17 protein-coding genes are annotated in these 15,581 nt (G+C 60.0%); 8 read left to right on the top strand and 9 right to left on the bottom strand.

Features of this window, described 5'->3' with window-relative positions:
- Window positions 1-10: 10 nt before the first annotated feature.
- Window positions 11-1,093, bottom strand: coding sequence for a D-2-hydroxyacid dehydrogenase (locus UM93_RS11690; protein ID WP_045077324.1), 1,083 nt, complete (start codon window positions 1,091-1,093; stop codon window positions 11-13).
- A 28-nt stretch (window positions 1,094-1,121) separates the two neighbouring features.
- Between UM93_RS11690 and UM93_RS11685 the strand changes: the two genes are divergently transcribed.
- From UM93_RS11685 to UM93_RS11675, 3 genes are read left to right on the top strand one after another with little or no spacing between them, the layout of a single operon-like run.
- Window positions 1,122-2,057 (top strand): NAD(P)-dependent oxidoreductase, encoded by a 936-nt coding sequence (locus UM93_RS11685; protein WP_234399298.1) that lies wholly within the window; start codon window positions 1,122-1,124, stop codon window positions 2,055-2,057.
- Window positions 2,054-2,827, top strand: a complete 774-nt coding sequence (locus tag UM93_RS11680; RefSeq protein WP_045075749.1) for a glucose 1-dehydrogenase — start codon at window positions 2,054-2,056, stop codon at window positions 2,825-2,827. The genes UM93_RS11685 and UM93_RS11680 overlap by 4 nt, the downstream gene beginning before the upstream one ends.
- Before the next feature lie 39 nt (window positions 2,828-2,866).
- A complete protein-coding gene (locus UM93_RS11675) occupies window positions 2,867-3,958 on the top strand; it encodes an L-idonate 5-dehydrogenase (RefSeq protein ID WP_045075747.1) in 1,092 nt (363 codons plus the stop codon).
- Here the strand turns inward: UM93_RS11675 and UM93_RS11670 are convergent.
- Together UM93_RS11670 and UM93_RS11665 are read right to left on the bottom strand one after the other, a co-directional pair.
- A complete protein-coding gene (locus tag UM93_RS11670) occupies window positions 3,955-4,785 on the bottom strand; it encodes an aldo/keto reductase (RefSeq protein WP_045075745.1) in 831 nt (276 codons plus the stop codon). The genes UM93_RS11675 and UM93_RS11670 overlap by 4 nt on opposite strands.
- Before the next feature lie 114 nt (window positions 4,786-4,899).
- The gene (locus UM93_RS11665; protein ID WP_045075744.1) at window positions 4,900-5,520 is read right to left on the bottom strand and encodes a LysE family transporter; all 621 of its coding nucleotides are present in this window, start codon (window positions 5,518-5,520) and stop codon (window positions 4,900-4,902) included.
- Window positions 5,521-5,649: 129 nt separating this feature from the next.
- Here UM93_RS11665 and UM93_RS11660 point away from each other — a divergent pair, with 129 nt between their 5' ends.
- The gene (locus tag UM93_RS11660; protein WP_045075742.1) at window positions 5,650-6,126 is read left to right on the top strand and encodes a VOC family protein; all 477 of its coding nucleotides are present in this window, start codon (window positions 5,650-5,652) and stop codon (window positions 6,124-6,126) included.
- A 14-nt stretch (window positions 6,127-6,140) separates the two neighbouring features.
- Here UM93_RS11660 and UM93_RS11655 read toward each other — a convergent pair whose 3' ends face one another.
- The 3 genes from UM93_RS11655 to UM93_RS11645 form a co-directional block, all read right to left on the bottom strand.
- The gene (locus tag UM93_RS11655) at window positions 6,141-6,704 is read right to left on the bottom strand and encodes a chloramphenicol phosphotransferase CPT family protein (RefSeq protein ID WP_045075741.1); all 564 of its coding nucleotides are present in this window, start codon (window positions 6,702-6,704) and stop codon (window positions 6,141-6,143) included.
- A gap of 117 nt (window positions 6,705-6,821) precedes the next feature.
- Window positions 6,822-7,313 (bottom strand): SRPBCC domain-containing protein, encoded by a 492-nt coding sequence (locus UM93_RS11650; RefSeq protein ID WP_045075740.1) that lies wholly within the window; start codon window positions 7,311-7,313, stop codon window positions 6,822-6,824.
- Window positions 7,306-7,722 (bottom strand): ArsR/SmtB family transcription factor, encoded by a 417-nt coding sequence (locus tag UM93_RS11645; RefSeq protein ID WP_045075739.1) that lies wholly within the window; start codon window positions 7,720-7,722, stop codon window positions 7,306-7,308. The genes UM93_RS11650 and UM93_RS11645 overlap by 8 nt, the downstream gene beginning before the upstream one ends.
- Window positions 7,723-8,284: 562 nt before the next feature.
- On the opposite strand from UM93_RS11645, the gene dnaK reads away from it, so the two are divergent.
- The 4 genes from dnaK (at window position 8,285) to UM93_RS11625 (ending at window position 12,331) form a co-directional block, all read left to right on the top strand.
- The gene (gene dnaK, locus UM93_RS11640) at window positions 8,285-10,156 is read left to right on the top strand and encodes a molecular chaperone DnaK (RefSeq protein WP_045075737.1); all 1,872 of its coding nucleotides are present in this window, start codon (window positions 8,285-8,287) and stop codon (window positions 10,154-10,156) included.
- A gap of 2 nt (window positions 10,157-10,158) precedes the next feature.
- The gene (locus UM93_RS11635) at window positions 10,159-10,764 is read left to right on the top strand and encodes a nucleotide exchange factor GrpE (protein WP_045075736.1); all 606 of its coding nucleotides are present in this window, start codon (window positions 10,159-10,161) and stop codon (window positions 10,762-10,764) included.
- 145 nt (window positions 10,765-10,909) lie between these two features.
- Window positions 10,910-11,884: a DnaJ C-terminal domain-containing protein gene (locus tag UM93_RS11630; RefSeq protein WP_045075734.1), complete on the top strand. Its 975-nt coding sequence runs from the start codon at window positions 10,910-10,912 to the stop codon at window positions 11,882-11,884.
- Between the two features lie 30 nt (window positions 11,885-11,914).
- Window positions 11,915-12,331 carry a heat shock protein transcriptional repressor HspR gene (locus tag UM93_RS11625; protein ID WP_045075732.1) on the top strand — a complete coding sequence of 139 codons (417 nt, stop codon included), beginning with the start codon at window positions 11,915-11,917 and terminating at the stop codon, window positions 12,329-12,331.
- Between the two features lie 23 nt (window positions 12,332-12,354).
- On the opposite strand, the gene UM93_RS11620 is transcribed toward UM93_RS11625, so the two are convergent.
- From UM93_RS11620 to UM93_RS11610, 3 genes are all read right to left on the bottom strand, one after another.
- Window positions 12,355-13,335 carry an endonuclease/exonuclease/phosphatase family protein gene (locus UM93_RS11620; RefSeq protein ID WP_082057120.1) on the bottom strand — a complete coding sequence of 327 codons (981 nt, stop codon included), beginning with the start codon at window positions 13,333-13,335 and terminating at the stop codon, window positions 12,355-12,357.
- 172 nt (window positions 13,336-13,507) lie between these two features.
- Window positions 13,508-14,227, bottom strand: a complete 720-nt coding sequence (gene trmB, locus UM93_RS11615; RefSeq protein WP_045075731.1) for a tRNA (guanosine(46)-N7)-methyltransferase TrmB — start codon at window positions 14,225-14,227, stop codon at window positions 13,508-13,510.
- 68 nt (window positions 14,228-14,295) lie between these two features.
- Window positions 14,296-15,549 carry an MFS transporter gene (locus UM93_RS11610; protein WP_045075729.1) on the bottom strand — a complete coding sequence of 418 codons (1,254 nt, stop codon included), beginning with the start codon at window positions 15,547-15,549 and terminating at the stop codon, window positions 14,296-14,298.
- Window positions 15,550-15,581: the final 32 nt, after the last annotated feature.

Here is a 15,581-nt window from a genome sequence, read left to right as displayed (position 1 = left end):
GCCGATCAGCTCAGTAAAAGTACACTGGATCAACCATGTGCGGCATCACCCGGCCAGCTCGGAAAAGCTCCAGGTTCGAAATGAACCGTTCGGCTATCAACCGGTTCTCCGCGCTGCTGAGCGCCGAGGTATGAGGTGAAACCAGTACCTTTGGGTGCTCCCAGAGCGGGCTGGAGGCGGGCAGCGGCTCCTGTTCGAAAACGTCAAGGCAGGCATAGGAAATTCGGCCCTCATCTAGCGCGGCTAGCAGGGCGGTTTCATCCACCACCGAGCCCCGACCGACATTGACAAAAACCGCACCGGGCTTGAGAGTCGCGAGTAGCTCAGCGTCGAAAAGATGCTCGGTGTAAGGGGTGCCCGGCAGGGTATTGACGACGGCATCGGCCGAGTTGAGCAGTCCGGCTAAGCCATCGTTGGTGACCACTTCATCGATACCCTCGAGTTCTTGCGCTTGTCGTTTGCTGCCGCTCACCGTCATCCCTAGAGCTTTTGCTAGCCGCGCCGTTTCCATGCCAATCTCACCCAGGCCAGAAATCACCAGCTGAGAGCCGGCCAGTAACCGGGTCGGCACTCGCAGCTCGGGCCAAAGCTTGGCGCGTTGGTCCGCCTGCAATTCGGCGACCCGCTTGAAGCCATTGAGCAGGCCCATCAGCGCAAACTCTGCGAGCGGTAGCGCGTGCACGCCCGCCGAAGTGGTGACTACAACGCGTTCTAGCTCGGCCTCGCTCAACTGGGCGGCGCGTACCGAGCCGCCCGCACCAGCCGCCATTGCATGGATCCAGCGCAGCTTAGGGTTTTCTCTGACCGCGCGAGCCAGATCAGCGGGGGACTCATTGGGGATTCCATAGAGCACGTCAGCTTGGCGAATATTTTCCCAGTACTGCTCTTCTTGTTCGGCGCTGCGTCGGAAGTCTGGATCGCCAGCGTGATCAGCCGGGAAGCGTTCGGGAGGTAATAACTCGGGTGAATACCGCACTGTGACTCCTGGCGAACTCTGCCGAATTCGCTCCACCAGTGCTGCCTCGAGCGGGGCACAGATGGCAATGGTGAGAGCGGCGTGAGGCGCGTTGTCAGGAAGCGCGGTAGCAGTCATCTGTTCATCATACTGAAAGGTGGCTAGTATGTTGGACATTATGAAGGCGACGGAGCGATCACCGCAGATAGTTTTTATTGGTCTCGGCAAAATGGGTGAGGCGATGGCCCGCAATGTGTTGCGGGCTGGATTTTCCTTGCGGGTGTGGAATCGCTCTCGGCCCGCGCTGGAGCGCCTGCTCGCCGAAGGGGCTGAAGAGCTGGAGAGCGTTGCCTCCGCGGCCGATGCCTCGGTGGTGATCGTGATGCTGCCGGACCTGCCGCAGGTCGAAGAAACCTTGGCGCCCCTGCTGGAAAGTTGGTCTGGCGAGGCCTCGAAGACACCCCTGGCGGACGCTAAGACATTGGTCATTTGTAGCACTGTCTCGCCCGCCGCGGTGCGCGATTTCGCTGACCGGGTCAGCGCCTTGAGCGGTGCTGCGGTGTCGTTGATTGACGCCCCGGTAAGTGGCGGAACCGAAGGCGCCGAGCAGGGCTCCCTCTCCATCATGGTCGGTGCTAGCCCGGATGCATTTGAGCGAGTGCTGCCGGTACTGCAGAGCATGGGTAAACCGCATCGGCTCGGCGAGGTGGGCGCAGGCTCACTGGCCAAAGCTTGTAACCAAGTACTAGTCGGTTTGACCACGGCAGCCCTTGCCGAGGCGGTGGTGGTCGCCGAGCGCTCCGGACTCGACTCCAGGCAGTTGCTCGAGGTGCTCGGTGGGGGATTGGCGGATTCTGCCGTGCTCAGGCTCGTCGGCCCACGAATCGTCGGGCAGGACTATGAAGTTCGGGGTGCTGCGCAGTTCATGCTCAAGGATCTGGGTTTTTTCCTGGATGCTGCCCGAAGCACTGATACCGACGCCAGGCTGAGCAGCGCGGCAAGGCAGCGCTACCAATCCCTTGTTGACCACGGCCTTGGTGCCCAGGATCTCTCCGTGGTGCGCGCCGAAATTGAAGGAAACCATGGAGGGGAGCAGGCATGAGCCCGACTTCTTTTGACCTGCAGGGAAAGCTCGCCCTCGTTACCGGTTCCAGCCGGGGAATCGGGGCGGCGATGGCACGCGGGCTGGCCGAGGCAGGCGCCAGCTTGGTCATTCACGGCCGTGATCGGGTGCGGGCCGAGGCTGCCGCTGCCGAATTGGCGGCATCGTTCGGTACCGATCGGGTGCACGCGGTAGCTTTCGATGTCACCGATCCGGCGGAAGTTTCGCAAGGCGTTGCTGAGCTGATTGAACGTGCCGGGGCACCCGATATTTTGATTAATAACGCCGGTCTGCAGCACCGGGTGCCGCTGTTGGACTTGGAGTATGCGGACTGGGAACGGGTGATCAAAACGGACTTGAGTAGCCTGTTCCTGATCGGCCGGGAACTCGCCAAGCCGATGATCGCTCGCGGCAGCGGCAAGATTATTAATATTGGCTCCGTGCAGAGCGAGCTCGCCAGGCCGACCATTGCCGCCTACACAGCGGCCAAGGGCGGGGTGCGTAACCTGACCAAGGCGATGGCGGCGGAATGGGCGCGGCATGGCATCCAAGTTAATTCCCTGGCGCCCGGCTATATCCATACCGAGATGACGCAGAACCTGGTTGACGATGAGGCCTTCAACTCCTGGGTGGTCGGTCGGACTCCGGCGGCTCGCTGGGGAACCGTGCAGGACCTGGTGGGACCGGCGGTGTGGCTCGCCTCCGAGGCGTCCAATTTTGTCAATGGGCAAACAATTTTTATCGACGGTGGGATGACCGCCGTTGTCTAAATACACAGTCCCTGCGACCCAGATCGCCGAGGAGAATAGATGAAAACCAATATTGGCGTTGTCATTCACGCCAAGGGCGATCTTCGGTTGGAAGAGTTGCCGATGCCGGAACCCACCGCCGATCAGGCGCTGATCGAGATTGCCTTCGGTGGTATTTGCGGCTCTGATCTGCACTACTGGCGGCACGGCGCCGCCGGGCAATCAATCCTGCGTGAACCGATGTTGCTCGGCCATGAGGTAGTTGGCACGGTGCTGCAAGCCGCCAGTGACGGCAGCTCACCGGCCGCAGGAACGCAGGTAGCGGTACATCCGGCCACCGAGCTGGACGACGAGGCGCGCACCCCCTACCCAGCGGATAAACCGAATTTAGCTCCCGGGGGCACATATCTGGGTAGCGCGGCGCGATTCCCGCACACTCAGGGCGGTTTCGCCCGCTATTTGGCTTTGCCTGGCCGGATGCTCCGAGCATTACCTGAAGGTCTATCGCTTCGTGACGCTGCCATTGCCGAACCGGCAGCGGTAGCCTGGCATGCGGTCAAGCAGGCTGGGTATCAAACAGGAGAACAAACAGGACAGCAAATAGGACAGCAAGAGGCGAGTTCAAACGTGCTGAGTGGTGCCAAAGTTCTGGTGATCGGGGCGGGGCCAATTGGTTCGCTGATTGTCGCGGCGGCTAAGTCAATGGGGGCCCGCGAGATTGTCGCGGTTGACTTGCAAGCCAAACCGCTGGAGATAGCCGCCACGGTCGGTGCGAGCAGCACCCTCCAGGCTCCGAATGAGGATGACCTCGACGCCATGCATGCCGATGTGGTGTTTGAATCTTCCGGCCACCACAGCGGGCTGGGCCTAGCCTTGCGTGGCGCCAAACGCGGTGGCCGCGTGGTGATGGTCGGCCTGCTGCCCGCGGGCCCGCAACCGGTGGAGATTTCTCTTGTGGTGAGCAGAGAATTGCAGCTGACCGGCTCGTTTAGATTCAACGAGGAACTCGACGAGGTGCTTTTCGGGCTCGCCGACGGGAGGCTAAACGCCGCCCACGTGGTCACGCACAGCTTCCCGGTGCAGCAAGCCCTCGAAGCCTTCGACGTTGCTGGCGACCCCTCGCGTTCCGGCAAGGTGCTGCTGGAGTTCTAGAATTCCTCGTGCTCATTTGGGTCTTGACCCCAGAGCCTGCCCTTTTCCAGGGAATTGATCCGGGCCAGGTCTTCATCGGTGATATCGAAGCCGAAGATTTCCAGGTTGTGCTGTTGACGCTCCGGGTTATTCGACATCGGAATCGGTACTACACCGTTTTGCAAATGCCAACGTAGGACTAATTGACCCACGCCAACGCCATACTTCTCTGCCAACTCAACGAGCAGTGGTTCCTGCAATAGCTGGCCGCGACCCAAGGGGCTCCAGGATTGGGTGACAATGCCATTACGGGCGTGGAATTCGCGCAACGCCTGTTGCGGAAAGTAGGGGTGCAATTCCACTTGATTGACCGACGGAGTCACTCCGGTGGCATCCTGCAGATCTTTTAGGTGTTCTTCGGTGAAATTCGAGACACCGATGGAACGGACCTTGCCGGCCTTTTGCAGTTCCACCAAGGCCTTCCAGGTGTCGACGTACTTACCCTGCTTGGGCAGTGGCCAGTGAATTAGGTAGAGGTCGATGGTGTCGAGGCCAAGGTTCCGGCTGGATTCTTCGAAGGCTTGGAAAGCTTCGCCGTAACCGTGATTGCGGCCCGGCAGTTTGCTGGTCAGCACGATCTCTTCGCGGGGGACCGGAGATTTTCGGATCGCGGTGCCGACCTCAACCTCGTTTTCATAGCGTAGCGCGGTGTCAATCAGCCGGTAGCCAAGTTCCAGCGCATGCCCGACGGCTCGCTCGGAATCGGCGTAACCGTGCGGGTAGGTGCCGAAGCCGAGGGCCGGTAAATCGTGGCCGTCGTTCAGCCGGAGGGAGGGGATGGTCGTCATCTGTTGCTCCTTGGATATTCCTTGGAATCAGTTCCACCATTGTGCCGGTCTGCGGCCGCAACTTCGAATCGAAGAACCGGTAGTGCCGTTTTTTGGCTTCCGATGACGCCGCGTTTAGACCACGGCGAGCAGCACACCAGCACCGACGAAAAGCCCGCCGAAGGTCCGGTTGAGCGCGCGCTCACCACGCTGACTCTCGGTGAAGCGGCTGAAGGATCGGGCAGCAGCGGCGAAGAATAACCACATCACCACGACGTCGACCAGCACCACTGTGGCGGCGAGCACTAAATATTGTGGCAGTAGCGGCGAATCGGGACGAATGAACTGGGGGACGAAAGCCAGGAAGAACACTATTGCCTTCGGGTTGAGCAGATTGACCCAGAAGCCCCGGCGCAGCATGGAAAAAGCGCTTTCCGGCTTGGCTTCTTTGGTTTCTTCAGCGGCTTCCGAGCGTTTCGCTAAGAGTTTCCGCAGGCCCAGGTAGACCAAATAGGCAGCGCCCGCGTAGCGAATCACGTGGAAGGCGATGGGGGAGGAAGAAACCAAAAGCCCGACGCCGGCTGCCACAATCACAATCTGAATCAACAGCGCGATTTGCTGTCCGAGAATGCCCCACAGCGAACGACGGAAGCCCGCGTTCAAAGAGTTACTCATGGTGTTAATCGCGCCGGCGCCCGGGGTGAAGCTGATCATCAGGCATGCCGCCAGTAGGGCGAACCAGAGCGAGAGTTGCATAGAAAAATGCTAGGGGAAAGCCCTTTGGAATGACGATTTATGCAGCATTGTTGCTTCAAACTTGGCGGGCTAGACTCGAATTGACCACGTCGTGGCCAGGTTCTCCCCGAGGAAGTGGAAGGAACGTCAATGCCTGCGATCACCAATTGCCTGTGGTTCAACACTCAGGCCGCCGAAGCCGCCGAGTATTACTGCGGCATTTTCAAGAATTCGAAGATTAATAACACCAGCTATTACGGCGAAGGGTCACCGTACCCGGCCGGCACCGTGCTGACAGTAGATTTCGAGCTGGACGGGCAGGGGTTCACCGCGCTCAATGGTGGGCCTCAGTTCACCTTCAGCGAGGCGATTTCATTCCAGATTGACTGCGCAGACCAGGAAGAAGTGGACTATTACTGGAACAGCTTGACCGCCGACGGCGGCGAGGAGAGCCAATGTGGTTGGCTCAAAGACAAATACGGCCTGTCCTGGCAAGTGGTGCCAAACGTCCTGTCCAAACTGCTCACTGGTCCGGACGCCGAGGGGGTGCAGCGCGCCATGAACGTGCTGATGGGGCAGCGCAAGCTGATTATTGCGGACCTGCAGAAGGCATACGACGGCGGCTAGGTTTTTCCGGTTGACTAGCCGTCGAGAAAGTCCTCGGTGAGACGACGCGAAATCTCCGCCGCACAATCTGCCACCGAGCGGCGGCTGGTGTCGACTTCAATGTGGTAGTTGACGTGGAGGTGTACCGACGTTGCTTGCTGACGGGCCATTCCGGGTACCCGATCGGGCCTGTCGGCCTCGCGTTCTGCGGCAATCTCGGCCTCACAGCGCACTGCCACCCAGATCAGTTCAGTTCCGGTGAAAGCAGAGCGAAGCCGCTCTTGGCCGACGGCTCCGGCAAGCATGACTTCGTCGAGGATAAGGCTGGCACCGGCTTGAGCCATCGCATTGAGTCCGGCGTACCAGTTGCCCTCTAAGGCTCGGTGCTCCGGGGTAAAGGTGATGCTGCCGTCGGGCTCAAAGTGGATTCCGGCTCGAGGGCTATTCCCCCGTCCGGGCAGGGCTTCGATGAAAGTGTCGACACCAAAGGTCAGCCAGATGCCGGGGAGCAATTCTTGGAGCGCTCGGGCGATTGATGATTTTCCCGAACTCGATCCACCGTTCAGCACTACTACCCGGGCATTCGATTTGTTCGGCACTGCACCAGCTTAGTCCGAGATAGTCCGCTCCGACTTGAAGCGAAAGAAGGGGGTGGCCGGTTATGGAACCAGCCACCCCGTTCTTTGCGCTACTAATGCGGCCTAGAAGAATGCAGCCTAGCCTTGCAGCTTGGCTAGCAAACCTTCCAACTGGTTCAGCGTCATGGTCATGCCTTCCAGCATGCCCATCTGCACCACGGTGTCGCGCTGGGCGTTATCCGGGTAGTGGATTTCGGTGCGGGCGGTGGTCACGCCGTCGGCCTCGGTGAAGGTGACGGTGGCCTTGCCCTGCGGCATATCCGTGTTGACATTGCCCTCGGCGTCGCAGAACGCGTCGGTCCAGACGATTTTCTCCGGCACGACGATCTCGTGATAAACCGCCTTCGACCAGAACTCTTCGCCTGATTCATCGCTGCGCATGCTGTAGAGCCATTCGCCGCCGACCCGGAAATCCATCGTCGAGTTATTGACCGGGAAACCCTCCGGCCCCCACCACTGGCTGATCAAGTCCGACTCAGAATGAGCGCGGAAGACCAGTTCGCGCGGCGCCTTGAAGCTCGCGCTAATGACGAGGCCGTTGTCGATGAGTTCCTTGCTTACTTCAGTCATGATCCTTGTCCTTTTCTTGTGCTGCTGCTGATTTCTTTTGAGGTTCTTCGCTGCTGAGCGTATTCAGGAGTTTGTCTAAGCGTTGCCAGCTGCCCTCCCAGAGTCTGGCGTAGTGCTGGGTCCAGTCTCGAAGCTGCAGGAAACCTTGCGGCTCCAAACTGCAGGTGCGCCATTGCTGATTAACAGTTCTTTTGATCAGGCCAGCCTTTTCCAGGATGGTCAGATGCTTCGAAATGGCCGGAGTGCCTAACTCGAAGTGTGCAGCCAGCTCGTTGACCGTTGCATCGCTCTCGTGTAGCAGGTCAACCAGCCCTCTGCGGACCGGATGTGCCAAGGCGGAAAAGATCGCATCAAGCAGAGCATCTCGCTCGGTGTTGATTTCGTATTTTCCAAACTTGGAACTTTCCATATATGGAAAATAGCAGAAATGGGATCAGGGAGTCAAGGGCTGGTGGAAAGTTTATTGCGACGGGTTCTGCTAGCGGCGTTCTCGAACGATGGCACAAGCGCTGTTGTGCACGGTTCGCGCCGAGCTGTGCGCTGTAGGCGTTGTGGTGCAGAGTTTGCTGCGAACCGGGCGTGAGAGTGTCGCCTTCTTGATGGGAGCCGTAGACGTGTACATTTTGCAGCGTTTTTTCGACACATCAGCGCGACGTGTCGAGTAGGTGTACATATCAACTCAACTTTAGAGGTGTTGCCGCAGGCCCCCTGCCGGCAGCCCTCCCCGGTGAATCCTGCTGTTCAGTGGGGCAAGCTGGCCCTCCCTGCTGGAAATGCAGATTCGCTGGGGAGGGATGGGGTGGGGGTTCCACTTCTGTTGCCTGGGTGTTAGGTGTCGCTCTAGCTCCTACATTCTGTATTTTTCGAAGTTGAGTGCACCACGCTCAAGTTCAACTTGACAACGATCGACTCAACTATAGAATTGATCTCAGAGCACTCAACTTACTAAGTCGTTCAATGAAAGGAACACCATGTCACGTGCAGTAGGTATCGACTTGGGAACCACTAACTCGGTGGTTTCCGTCCTGGAAGGTGGCGAGCCCACCGTTATTGCGAACGCCGAAGGCGGCCGCACCACCCCCTCCGTCGTCGCTTTCTCCAAGAGCGGCGAGGTCCTGGTTGGCGAGATCGCCAAGCGCCAGGCCGTCAACAACGTTGATCGCACCATTGCTTCGGTCAAGCGCCACATGGGCACCGACTGGACCATCGCGATCGACGATAAGAAGTACACCGCTCAGGAAATCTCCGCTCGTACCTTGATGAAGCTCAAGAACGACGCCGAGAGCTACCTGGGCGAAAAGGTCACCGACGCGGTAATCACCGTTCCGGCCTACTTCAATGACGCCGAGCGTCAGGCCACCAAAGAGGCCGGCGAAATCGCTGGTCTGAACGTGCTGCGTATCGTCAACGAGCCGACCGCGGCTGCTCTGGCCTACGGTCTGGACAAGGGTAAGGAAGACGAGCTCATCCTGGTCTTCGACCTCGGCGGCGGCACTTTCGACGTTTCCTTGCTGGAAGTTGGCAAGGACGAAGATGGCTTCTCCACCATTCAGGTTCGCGCCACCGCTGGTGACAACCGGCTGGGCGGCGACGACTGGGATCAGCGCATCGTCGACTTCTTGCTGAACCAACTCAAAGTCAAGGGCATCGACCTCTCCAAGGACAAGATCGCGCTGCAGCGTCTGCGCGAAGCTGCTGAGCAGGCCAAGAAAGAACTCTCCTCGGCTACCAGCACCAATATCTCCCTGCAGTACCTCTCCGTCACCCCCGACGGACCGGTGCACTTGGATGAGCAGCTGACCCGCGCTAAGTTCCAGGAACTCACCGCTGACCTGCTCGATCGCACCAAGAAGCCGTTCCAGGACGTGATCTCCGAGGCCGGCATCAAGGTTTCCGATATCGATCACATCGTGCTGGTCGGTGGTTCCACCCGGATGCCCGCCGTCAGTGAACTGGTCAAGCAGCTCGCCGGTGGCAAGGAGCCCAATAAGGGCGTCAACCCGGACGAGGTCGTCGCTGTCGGCGCTGCCTTGCAGGCCGGTGTGCTGAAGGGCGAGCGCAAGGACGTGCTGTTGATCGACGTCACCCCGCTTTCCCTCGGTATTGAGACCAAGGGCGGCGTGATGACCAAGCTGATTGAGCGCAACACCGCGATCCCGACCAAGCGGTCCGAAACCTTCACCACCGCCGATGACAACCAGCCTTCGGTTGCCATCCAGGTTTTCCAGGGCGAGCGCGAGTTCACCCGGGACAACAAGCCGCTAGGCACCTTCGAGCTGACCGGCATCGCACCGGCTCCGCGCGGCGTGCCGCAGGTTGAGGTCACCTTCGACATCGACGCCAACGGCATCGTGCACGTGTCGGCTAAGGACAAGGGCACCGGCGCCGAGCAGTCGATGACCATCACCGGTGGCTCCAGCCTCTCCAAGGAAGATATTGACCGGATGGTCAAGGAAGCCGAAGAACACGCGGCCGAGGACAAGGCCCGTCGCGAGCAGGCAGAAGTGCGTAATAGCGCCGAGCAGCTCGCTTACTCGGTGGAGAAGCTGCTCTCCGAAAACGATGACAAGCTGCCCGAAGAGGTCAAGACCGAAGTCAAGGCCGATGTCGACAGCCTGAAAACCGCTCTGGCTGGCACCGACGAGGATGCCGTGAAGGCAGCCTTCGAGAAGCTACAGGCTTCGCAGAGCAAACTGGGTGAAGCGATCTACGCTCAAGCCCAGGCCGATGGCGCAGCTGCCGACGCCGGCGCGGAAGCTCCGGCTGGCGAGGCTAAGCCCGAGGAAGACATCGTTGACGCCGAGATCGTGGACGAAGAAGAACCGAAGAACGAGAAGAAGTAGTCATGTCTGATCAGGACAACAACTACGACGGTCCTGAAAAGGACAACCCTGAGGTGGGCAACTCAGCGGAGGAGCCGGTCGAGCAGACCGGCCCCTCGGCCGAGTCCGATCAGGATCCCTTGGCTCAGGTCGAAGACATCCTGAACAACGCCGAGGTGCCCGCCGATGAGTCGGTCGCCCAGGGTAGCGAACAAGCGGATGCGGCGGAGCTCAAGAACGATTTGCTCCGTTTGCAGGCCGAGTATGTGAACTACCGCAAGCGGGTCGAACGCGACCGCGCGGTTGCCGGGGAGAGCGCCGTGATCGGCATGCTGAACTCGCTGCTGCCGGTGCTCGACGACGTCGACGCGGCCCGCACGCACGGAGACCTCACCGAGGGCCCATTCGCGGCCATCGCGGTCAAACTCGAAGCCGCGCTACAGACCTATGGGCTGGAGCGCATCGACGAGACCGGAGTTGCTTTCGACCCCACCGTGCACGAGGCGCTGATCCAACAGCCCAGCGCCGAAGTGCAGGTCGATTCGGTCAGCCAAGTGCTTCGCTCCGGCTACCGCAAGGGCGAACGAGTTCTCCGGGCTGCGCAAGTTATTGTTGCAGTACCTGAATAGGAGGGTTGCTCCAGCAGTTTTTTTAGCCCCGCCTCACGAGCCCCCGCGTGGCGCGTCAGCGACACGCGAAGCCTCGTGCCAAAGGGGCGGAAAACTGCTGGAGCAGCCCTCATCGTGAAGATCAAAACGTACGAAAGGAGATACCTTGGCTAGTCAGGACTGGGTCGATAAGGACTTCTACGCAATCCTCGGTGTCTCCAAGGACGCCAGCGAAGCGGACATTAAGAAGACCTACCGCAAGATGGCCCGCAAATACCACCCCGATCAAAATCAGGGTGATGAGGCCGCAGAGAAGAAGTTCAAAGACATCTCCGAGGCCTACTCGGTGCTTTCCAATGCCGAGGATCGCGAGCAGTACGACGCGATTCGGGCGATGGGTTCTGGTGCCCGGTTTAGTGCTGGCGGCTCCGGTGCTCAGGGCAGTGCTGGCTTCGACGATATGTTCGGCGGACTGTTCAATGCCGGGCGCTCCAGCCGAAGCAGCCGCGGCGGTGGTTTCGATGCCTCCGGTTTACCGCCCGAGTTCGCTGATATCTTCGGCTCTGCTTATCAGGGCTATCAGCAACCGCGTCCCACCAAGGGCGCCGATCGTAATGCGCAGACTACGATTTCCTTCGCGGGCTCCGTGAAGGGAACCACGATTGGGCTCAAGGAGCCTTCCGGTGAAGTGATTGAGGTCCGGATTCCGGCAGGAATCAAGGACGGACAGAAAGTCCGGGTACGTGGCAAGGGACAGCCCGGTTCGGCTGGCCCCGGCGATCTAATGGTTGCCGTGCACGTCAAACCGCACGACTTCTTCGGCCGCGATGGCGATAATATTCGGATCCACGTTCCAGTGACCTTCCCGGAGGCCGCCCTAGGTGCGGATATCACCGTGCCCACCCTGGATGGCGAATCGGTCAAGGTGCGCATCCCGGCGGGCACCCCGTCAGGACGCACCCTGCGAGTCAAGGGTAAGGGGATCAAAACCAGCAAGGCCACCGGTGATTTACTCGTGACGGTGGACGTGGTTACCCCGCAGAAATTGAACAAAGAGGCCGAACAAGCAGTCCGTGACTTTGCTGCGGCGACCGATGACGGTGATCCGCGGGCTGAGCTGGCCGCCAAGGCGAAGCTCTAATGTTCGCCTCGGTCGGGAGGGAGTAGCACGGTGGCCGATGACCCACATGCCCCCATTTTTGTTATTTCGGTAGCAGCCGAACTGGCCGAGATGCACCCGCAAACCCTCAGGCAGTACGACCGCTTGGGCTTGGTCTCACCGAGTCGTGCTCCTGGGCGTTCCCGGCGTTACTCTCAACATGATGTGGACCTTTTACGCGAGGTGCAAAGACTCTCCCAATCAGGGGTTTCCCTTGAAGGCATTAAGCGCATTCTGGAACTTGAAAACCAGGTTGCCGCGCTGCAAGCCAAGGTCAAGGAGTTGAGCACAGAACTCAGGGAGCGAGGCGATGCCGCCCGGATCTTTGCCGCTGGCTTAGCCGGTGACGTGGTGCGGCTCAATCGTGGCGAGCGTCCGCTGCCGCGTTCCCAAGCCGTGGTGGTCTGGCGCCCACACCGCAAAAGCTAGCTCTCGGATGGGTCGCTGGTGGCTTAATAGCTAAGATTATTGCTCAGTCCCAAGTGATCGCTGCCAATGGGGGCCAGTACCGAGGAATCGGTGATGCTAAAGCCTTTACTCAGGATGTGATCGGGACGGGTAACCGGGAACTTGGCAGGCCAGGTGAAACCAAAACCACCGCTACTGGAGAGCTTCTCTTGCAGTTGGTTGTTGAAGCCGTCCATGATTCGGTTGGTGGGGGCCGCGTTGAAATCCCCCATCACCAGTAGCCGCGGGGCGGGGTCTTGAGCGAGACGCTGCTGTAGGTCGTTCAGCATCTCATCGCGGGCGCTGTGGTCTCCACCGCTCACCGAAGCGCCGTGCACTACATAGACGCTCACGTCGCCAGAGGGTGTTTGCACTGTAGCGTGCAGCGCCCGATAGGAAGAGAAGCCGTTGAGGTCCAGGCCAGCGGATTCCTTGAACGGATATTTACTCAGCAGCGCAACCGTGCCCACTCGTTCCTGGTAGGGATACTTGGCTAGCAGTTCATCCAAGGCTTCCGGAGTCTTCACTTCCTGCAGCGCCACTAGATCAGCATCCTGCGCTATCAGGGCATCCTTGCTGGACAGCGAACCGTTGTAGCCTTGCAGGTTCTGTGTGGCCACGCTGAGCTTGTTGCTGCCGGTTGTGCTGGCGGTGCCAGGCAGGATGTTCGGCACGAAAACCAGCGCCCAGACCAGCACCGGTACTAACCAAGCGAACCAAGCTAGCGCTGATCTCGATCGGATCGCGGGGATCAGCAGCAAGACGCTGAGTAGCCCAAGCCAGGGCAGGAAGCTCTCCAGCCCCATTGTCCATTCCCCGATGTCGGGGATCAGCCGATGGCCGGCCAAGATCAGTGCTAGGGCCAGGCTGAAAAGTACCACCACGGTAGCGGCGAGTACTCGCACATGACCGGCCCGGGGACGTCCGGGGACGGCTCGCTCACGCGGCTGATCCGGATCGAGCCGGTACATTACGGTGGTGTCCATAGTTTTACGATGACTGGTGAGGCTGTGCGAGTGCTGTAGAAATCGCACGGTTGGGTAACACCGAGGCGGTGACCTTCCGATTCTGCCGCGTGATCACTGCTAGCTCATACCAGAGTCTGATTTTAGTTTTCCTGGCAGATACCGCCTCTTGCTGACCGGCTATCGCCGATTGCTATTTCGTGGGCAGCTCTTTCTGGAAGGTCAAATCATGGATTTCTCGGCCGGCCAGCTGAGCCTTGTTTTCGAAACTGGTAATGACTCGACCCTCAAAACGTGGTGCCCAGTCTGGATGGACATTCCGCAGGCTCGAATTGCTGCCTACCTCAAGCATTTGTTCCGCGTAGTGTTCCCAATCGGTGGCCAGTCGCCACAGACCGCCCGGTGCCAGGGAAGTCGCCACCAGCTCAGCAAAGGACACGGTTACCAGGCGTCGTTTCTCATGTTTGCTCTTTGGCCAAGGGTCTGGAAAGAACGTCCAGACCTCGGAAATGCTGCCCGCCGGGATCATCGAGCTGAGCACCTCCGGAGCATTGGCCTGCACCACGCGTAGGTTGCTCAGTTCTTGAGCGGCGGCGCGCTGAATGGTCTGTGCCAAGCCCGGCAAATACACCTCGACGGCGAGGAAATCACGGTCCGGCTGGGTGCTAGCAGCATGCACTATCGCTTCGCCCAGGCCGGAACCCACCTCGACAACTAATTCCGCGCTTCGGCCAAAAACCTTTGCGGCGTCGAAGCGATAGTCGGGGTGCACCGAGGTATCGGCGACCAGGCGTGGCACCTCAAGAAGGTAGCGCTCGCTGTGTTCTTCCCAGGCTTTCTGACGGCGCCCTTGCAGACGGCTACCGCGGCGCACAAAGGACACCGGCTGTTGGCGATACGTGCTCTCATTCATTGGTCTAAGCCTAGCCGAGAGTGGCTGGCCCACGGCTAGGCCAAGGATCTGAAAGGCCCGAGGTCGGTTCAAACTGTTCCGACTGAGTGTGCGGCAGAAGGGCCGTCGGTGGAGGGGCGTAGCGCGAACCAGGCCCAGAGCGTAGCCAGCAGGGCCAGCGCGATCACCGTCAGCGCGAGCGCATTCCAACCCAGCTGCTGGAACACCAAGCCTCCCCACCAGCCGATCAGGCTGGAACCGGCGTAGTAGCAGAGGTTATATAACGAGGCGGCTTGTGCCCGACCGACGCTGGCTCGGGCCGGTGCCCAGCCAGAAGCGACCGCGTGCGCCGCGAAGAACCCGGCGGTTAGTACCAGCAGGCCGAAGAGCACCATCAGCACGGTGGGAACCATGGTCAAGGCGACGCCGAGGGCCATCACCAGAGTGCTCAGCGCCAGCATGTTCCGGCGTCCGAAGCGAGCGCTCAAGCTGCCGACCAGTCGAGAGGAGAAGGTGCCGGCCAGATAGGCGAGAAAGAGCAGACTAGTCACTGCAGTGGGTAGCAAGAATGGCGCTGCTTCGAGCCGGAACCCCAGATAGTTGTATACCGCGACGAAACCGCCCATCAGCAAGAAGCCTTGAGCATAGAGTGCCAATAAGCCGGGGTTCTTCAGGTTGCTGCCGAGCCGAGAAAGCAGGCCAGGGCTGCCCTCCGCTGCCTTGCCAAGCCGGACAAAGCCGCGCTGTTTTGGTGCTAATAGAATGAAGCCGGCCGAAGCCATGGTGGCCAGCAAGCTGACCAGCAGCACGCCGGTGCGCCATCCCGCCAGGTCTCCGATCGGACCGGCGATCACTCGGCCCGATAAGCCTCCGATCGTGGTGCCCGCGACGTAGCTTCCGGCCGCGATGGCCGCGTGCATCCGGTGCACTTCCTCGGTCAGATAGGCCAGAGCCAAGGCCGGGATGCCGCCGAGCGCCAGGCCTTCGAAGAACCTGAGCAACAAAATTGAACTCAGGGTGGGCATCAGCGGCACGAGCAACCCCAGCACAGTAGCCGCAATCACCGCAATAGACATGGCTCGAAGCCTGCCAATCCGGTCAGCCAGCGCCGACCAGGGAATCACCGCAATCGCCAAGCCGATGGTGGCGGTGGAAACGCTGAGCGCCGCCTCGGCAGCCGACACTCGCAGATCCGCGGCGAGCAGCGGCAGTACGCCCTGCAAGGAGTAAAGCTGAGCAAAGGTGGCAACGCCAGCGCAGGCGAGCGCCAACAGGATCCTTTGATATGACTTGCTGCCTCGCAGGTGGCCTTGCCAAAGCTGGTCACCGGAGTTAGAAGTCACTAGTTCATGGTAGGACTCTTTGCCTCAGGAAA

The organism is Psychromicrobium lacuslunae (genome assembly GCF_000950575.1).
Classification (GTDB): domain Bacteria; phylum Actinomycetota; class Actinomycetes; order Actinomycetales; family Micrococcaceae; genus Renibacterium; species Renibacterium lacuslunae.
Note: the sequence above shows the minus strand (reverse complement) of the source record. Positions and strands in the feature narration are given on the sequence as shown.

Excerpts from the sequence above, each read along its gene's own strand:
- UM93_RS11685 (WP_234399298.1), top strand. The coding sequence starts at position 1,122 with ATGTTGGACATTATGAAGGCGACGGAGCGATCACCGCAGATAGTTTTT.
- dnaK (WP_045075737.1), top strand. The coding sequence starts at position 8,285 with ATGTCACGTGCAGTAGGTATCGACTTGGGAACCACTAACTCGGTGGTT.
- UM93_RS11665 (WP_045075744.1), bottom strand. The coding sequence starts at position 5,520 with ATGCAACTCTCGCTCTGGTTCGCCCTACTGGCGGCATGCCTGATGATC.
- UM93_RS11645 (WP_045075739.1), bottom strand. The coding sequence starts at position 7,722 with ATGGAAAGTTCCAAGTTTGGAAAATACGAAATCAACACCGAGCGAGAT.
- UM93_RS11635 (WP_045075736.1), top strand. The coding sequence starts at position 10,159 with ATGTCTGATCAGGACAACAACTACGACGGTCCTGAAAAGGACAACCCT.
- UM93_RS11675 (WP_045075747.1), top strand. The coding sequence starts at position 2,867 with ATGAAAACCAATATTGGCGTTGTCATTCACGCCAAGGGCGATCTTCGG.
- UM93_RS11670 (WP_045075745.1), bottom strand. The coding sequence starts at position 4,785 with ATGACGACCATCCCCTCCCTCCGGCTGAACGACGGCCACGATTTACCG.
- trmB (WP_045075731.1), bottom strand. The coding sequence starts at position 14,227 with ATGAATGAGAGCACGTATCGCCAACAGCCGGTGTCCTTTGTGCGCCGC.
- UM93_RS11690 (WP_045077324.1), bottom strand. The coding sequence starts at position 1,093 with ATGACTGCTACCGCGCTTCCTGACAACGCGCCTCACGCCGCTCTCACC.
- UM93_RS11680 (WP_045075749.1), top strand. The coding sequence starts at position 2,054 with ATGAGCCCGACTTCTTTTGACCTGCAGGGAAAGCTCGCCCTCGTTACC.
- UM93_RS11650 (WP_045075740.1), bottom strand. The coding sequence starts at position 7,313 with ATGACTGAAGTAAGCAAGGAACTCATCGACAACGGCCTCGTCATTAGC.
- UM93_RS11660 (WP_045075742.1), top strand. The coding sequence starts at position 5,650 with ATGCCTGCGATCACCAATTGCCTGTGGTTCAACACTCAGGCCGCCGAA.
- UM93_RS11620 (WP_082057120.1), bottom strand. The coding sequence starts at position 13,335 with ATGGACACCACCGTAATGTACCGGCTCGATCCGGATCAGCCGCGTGAG.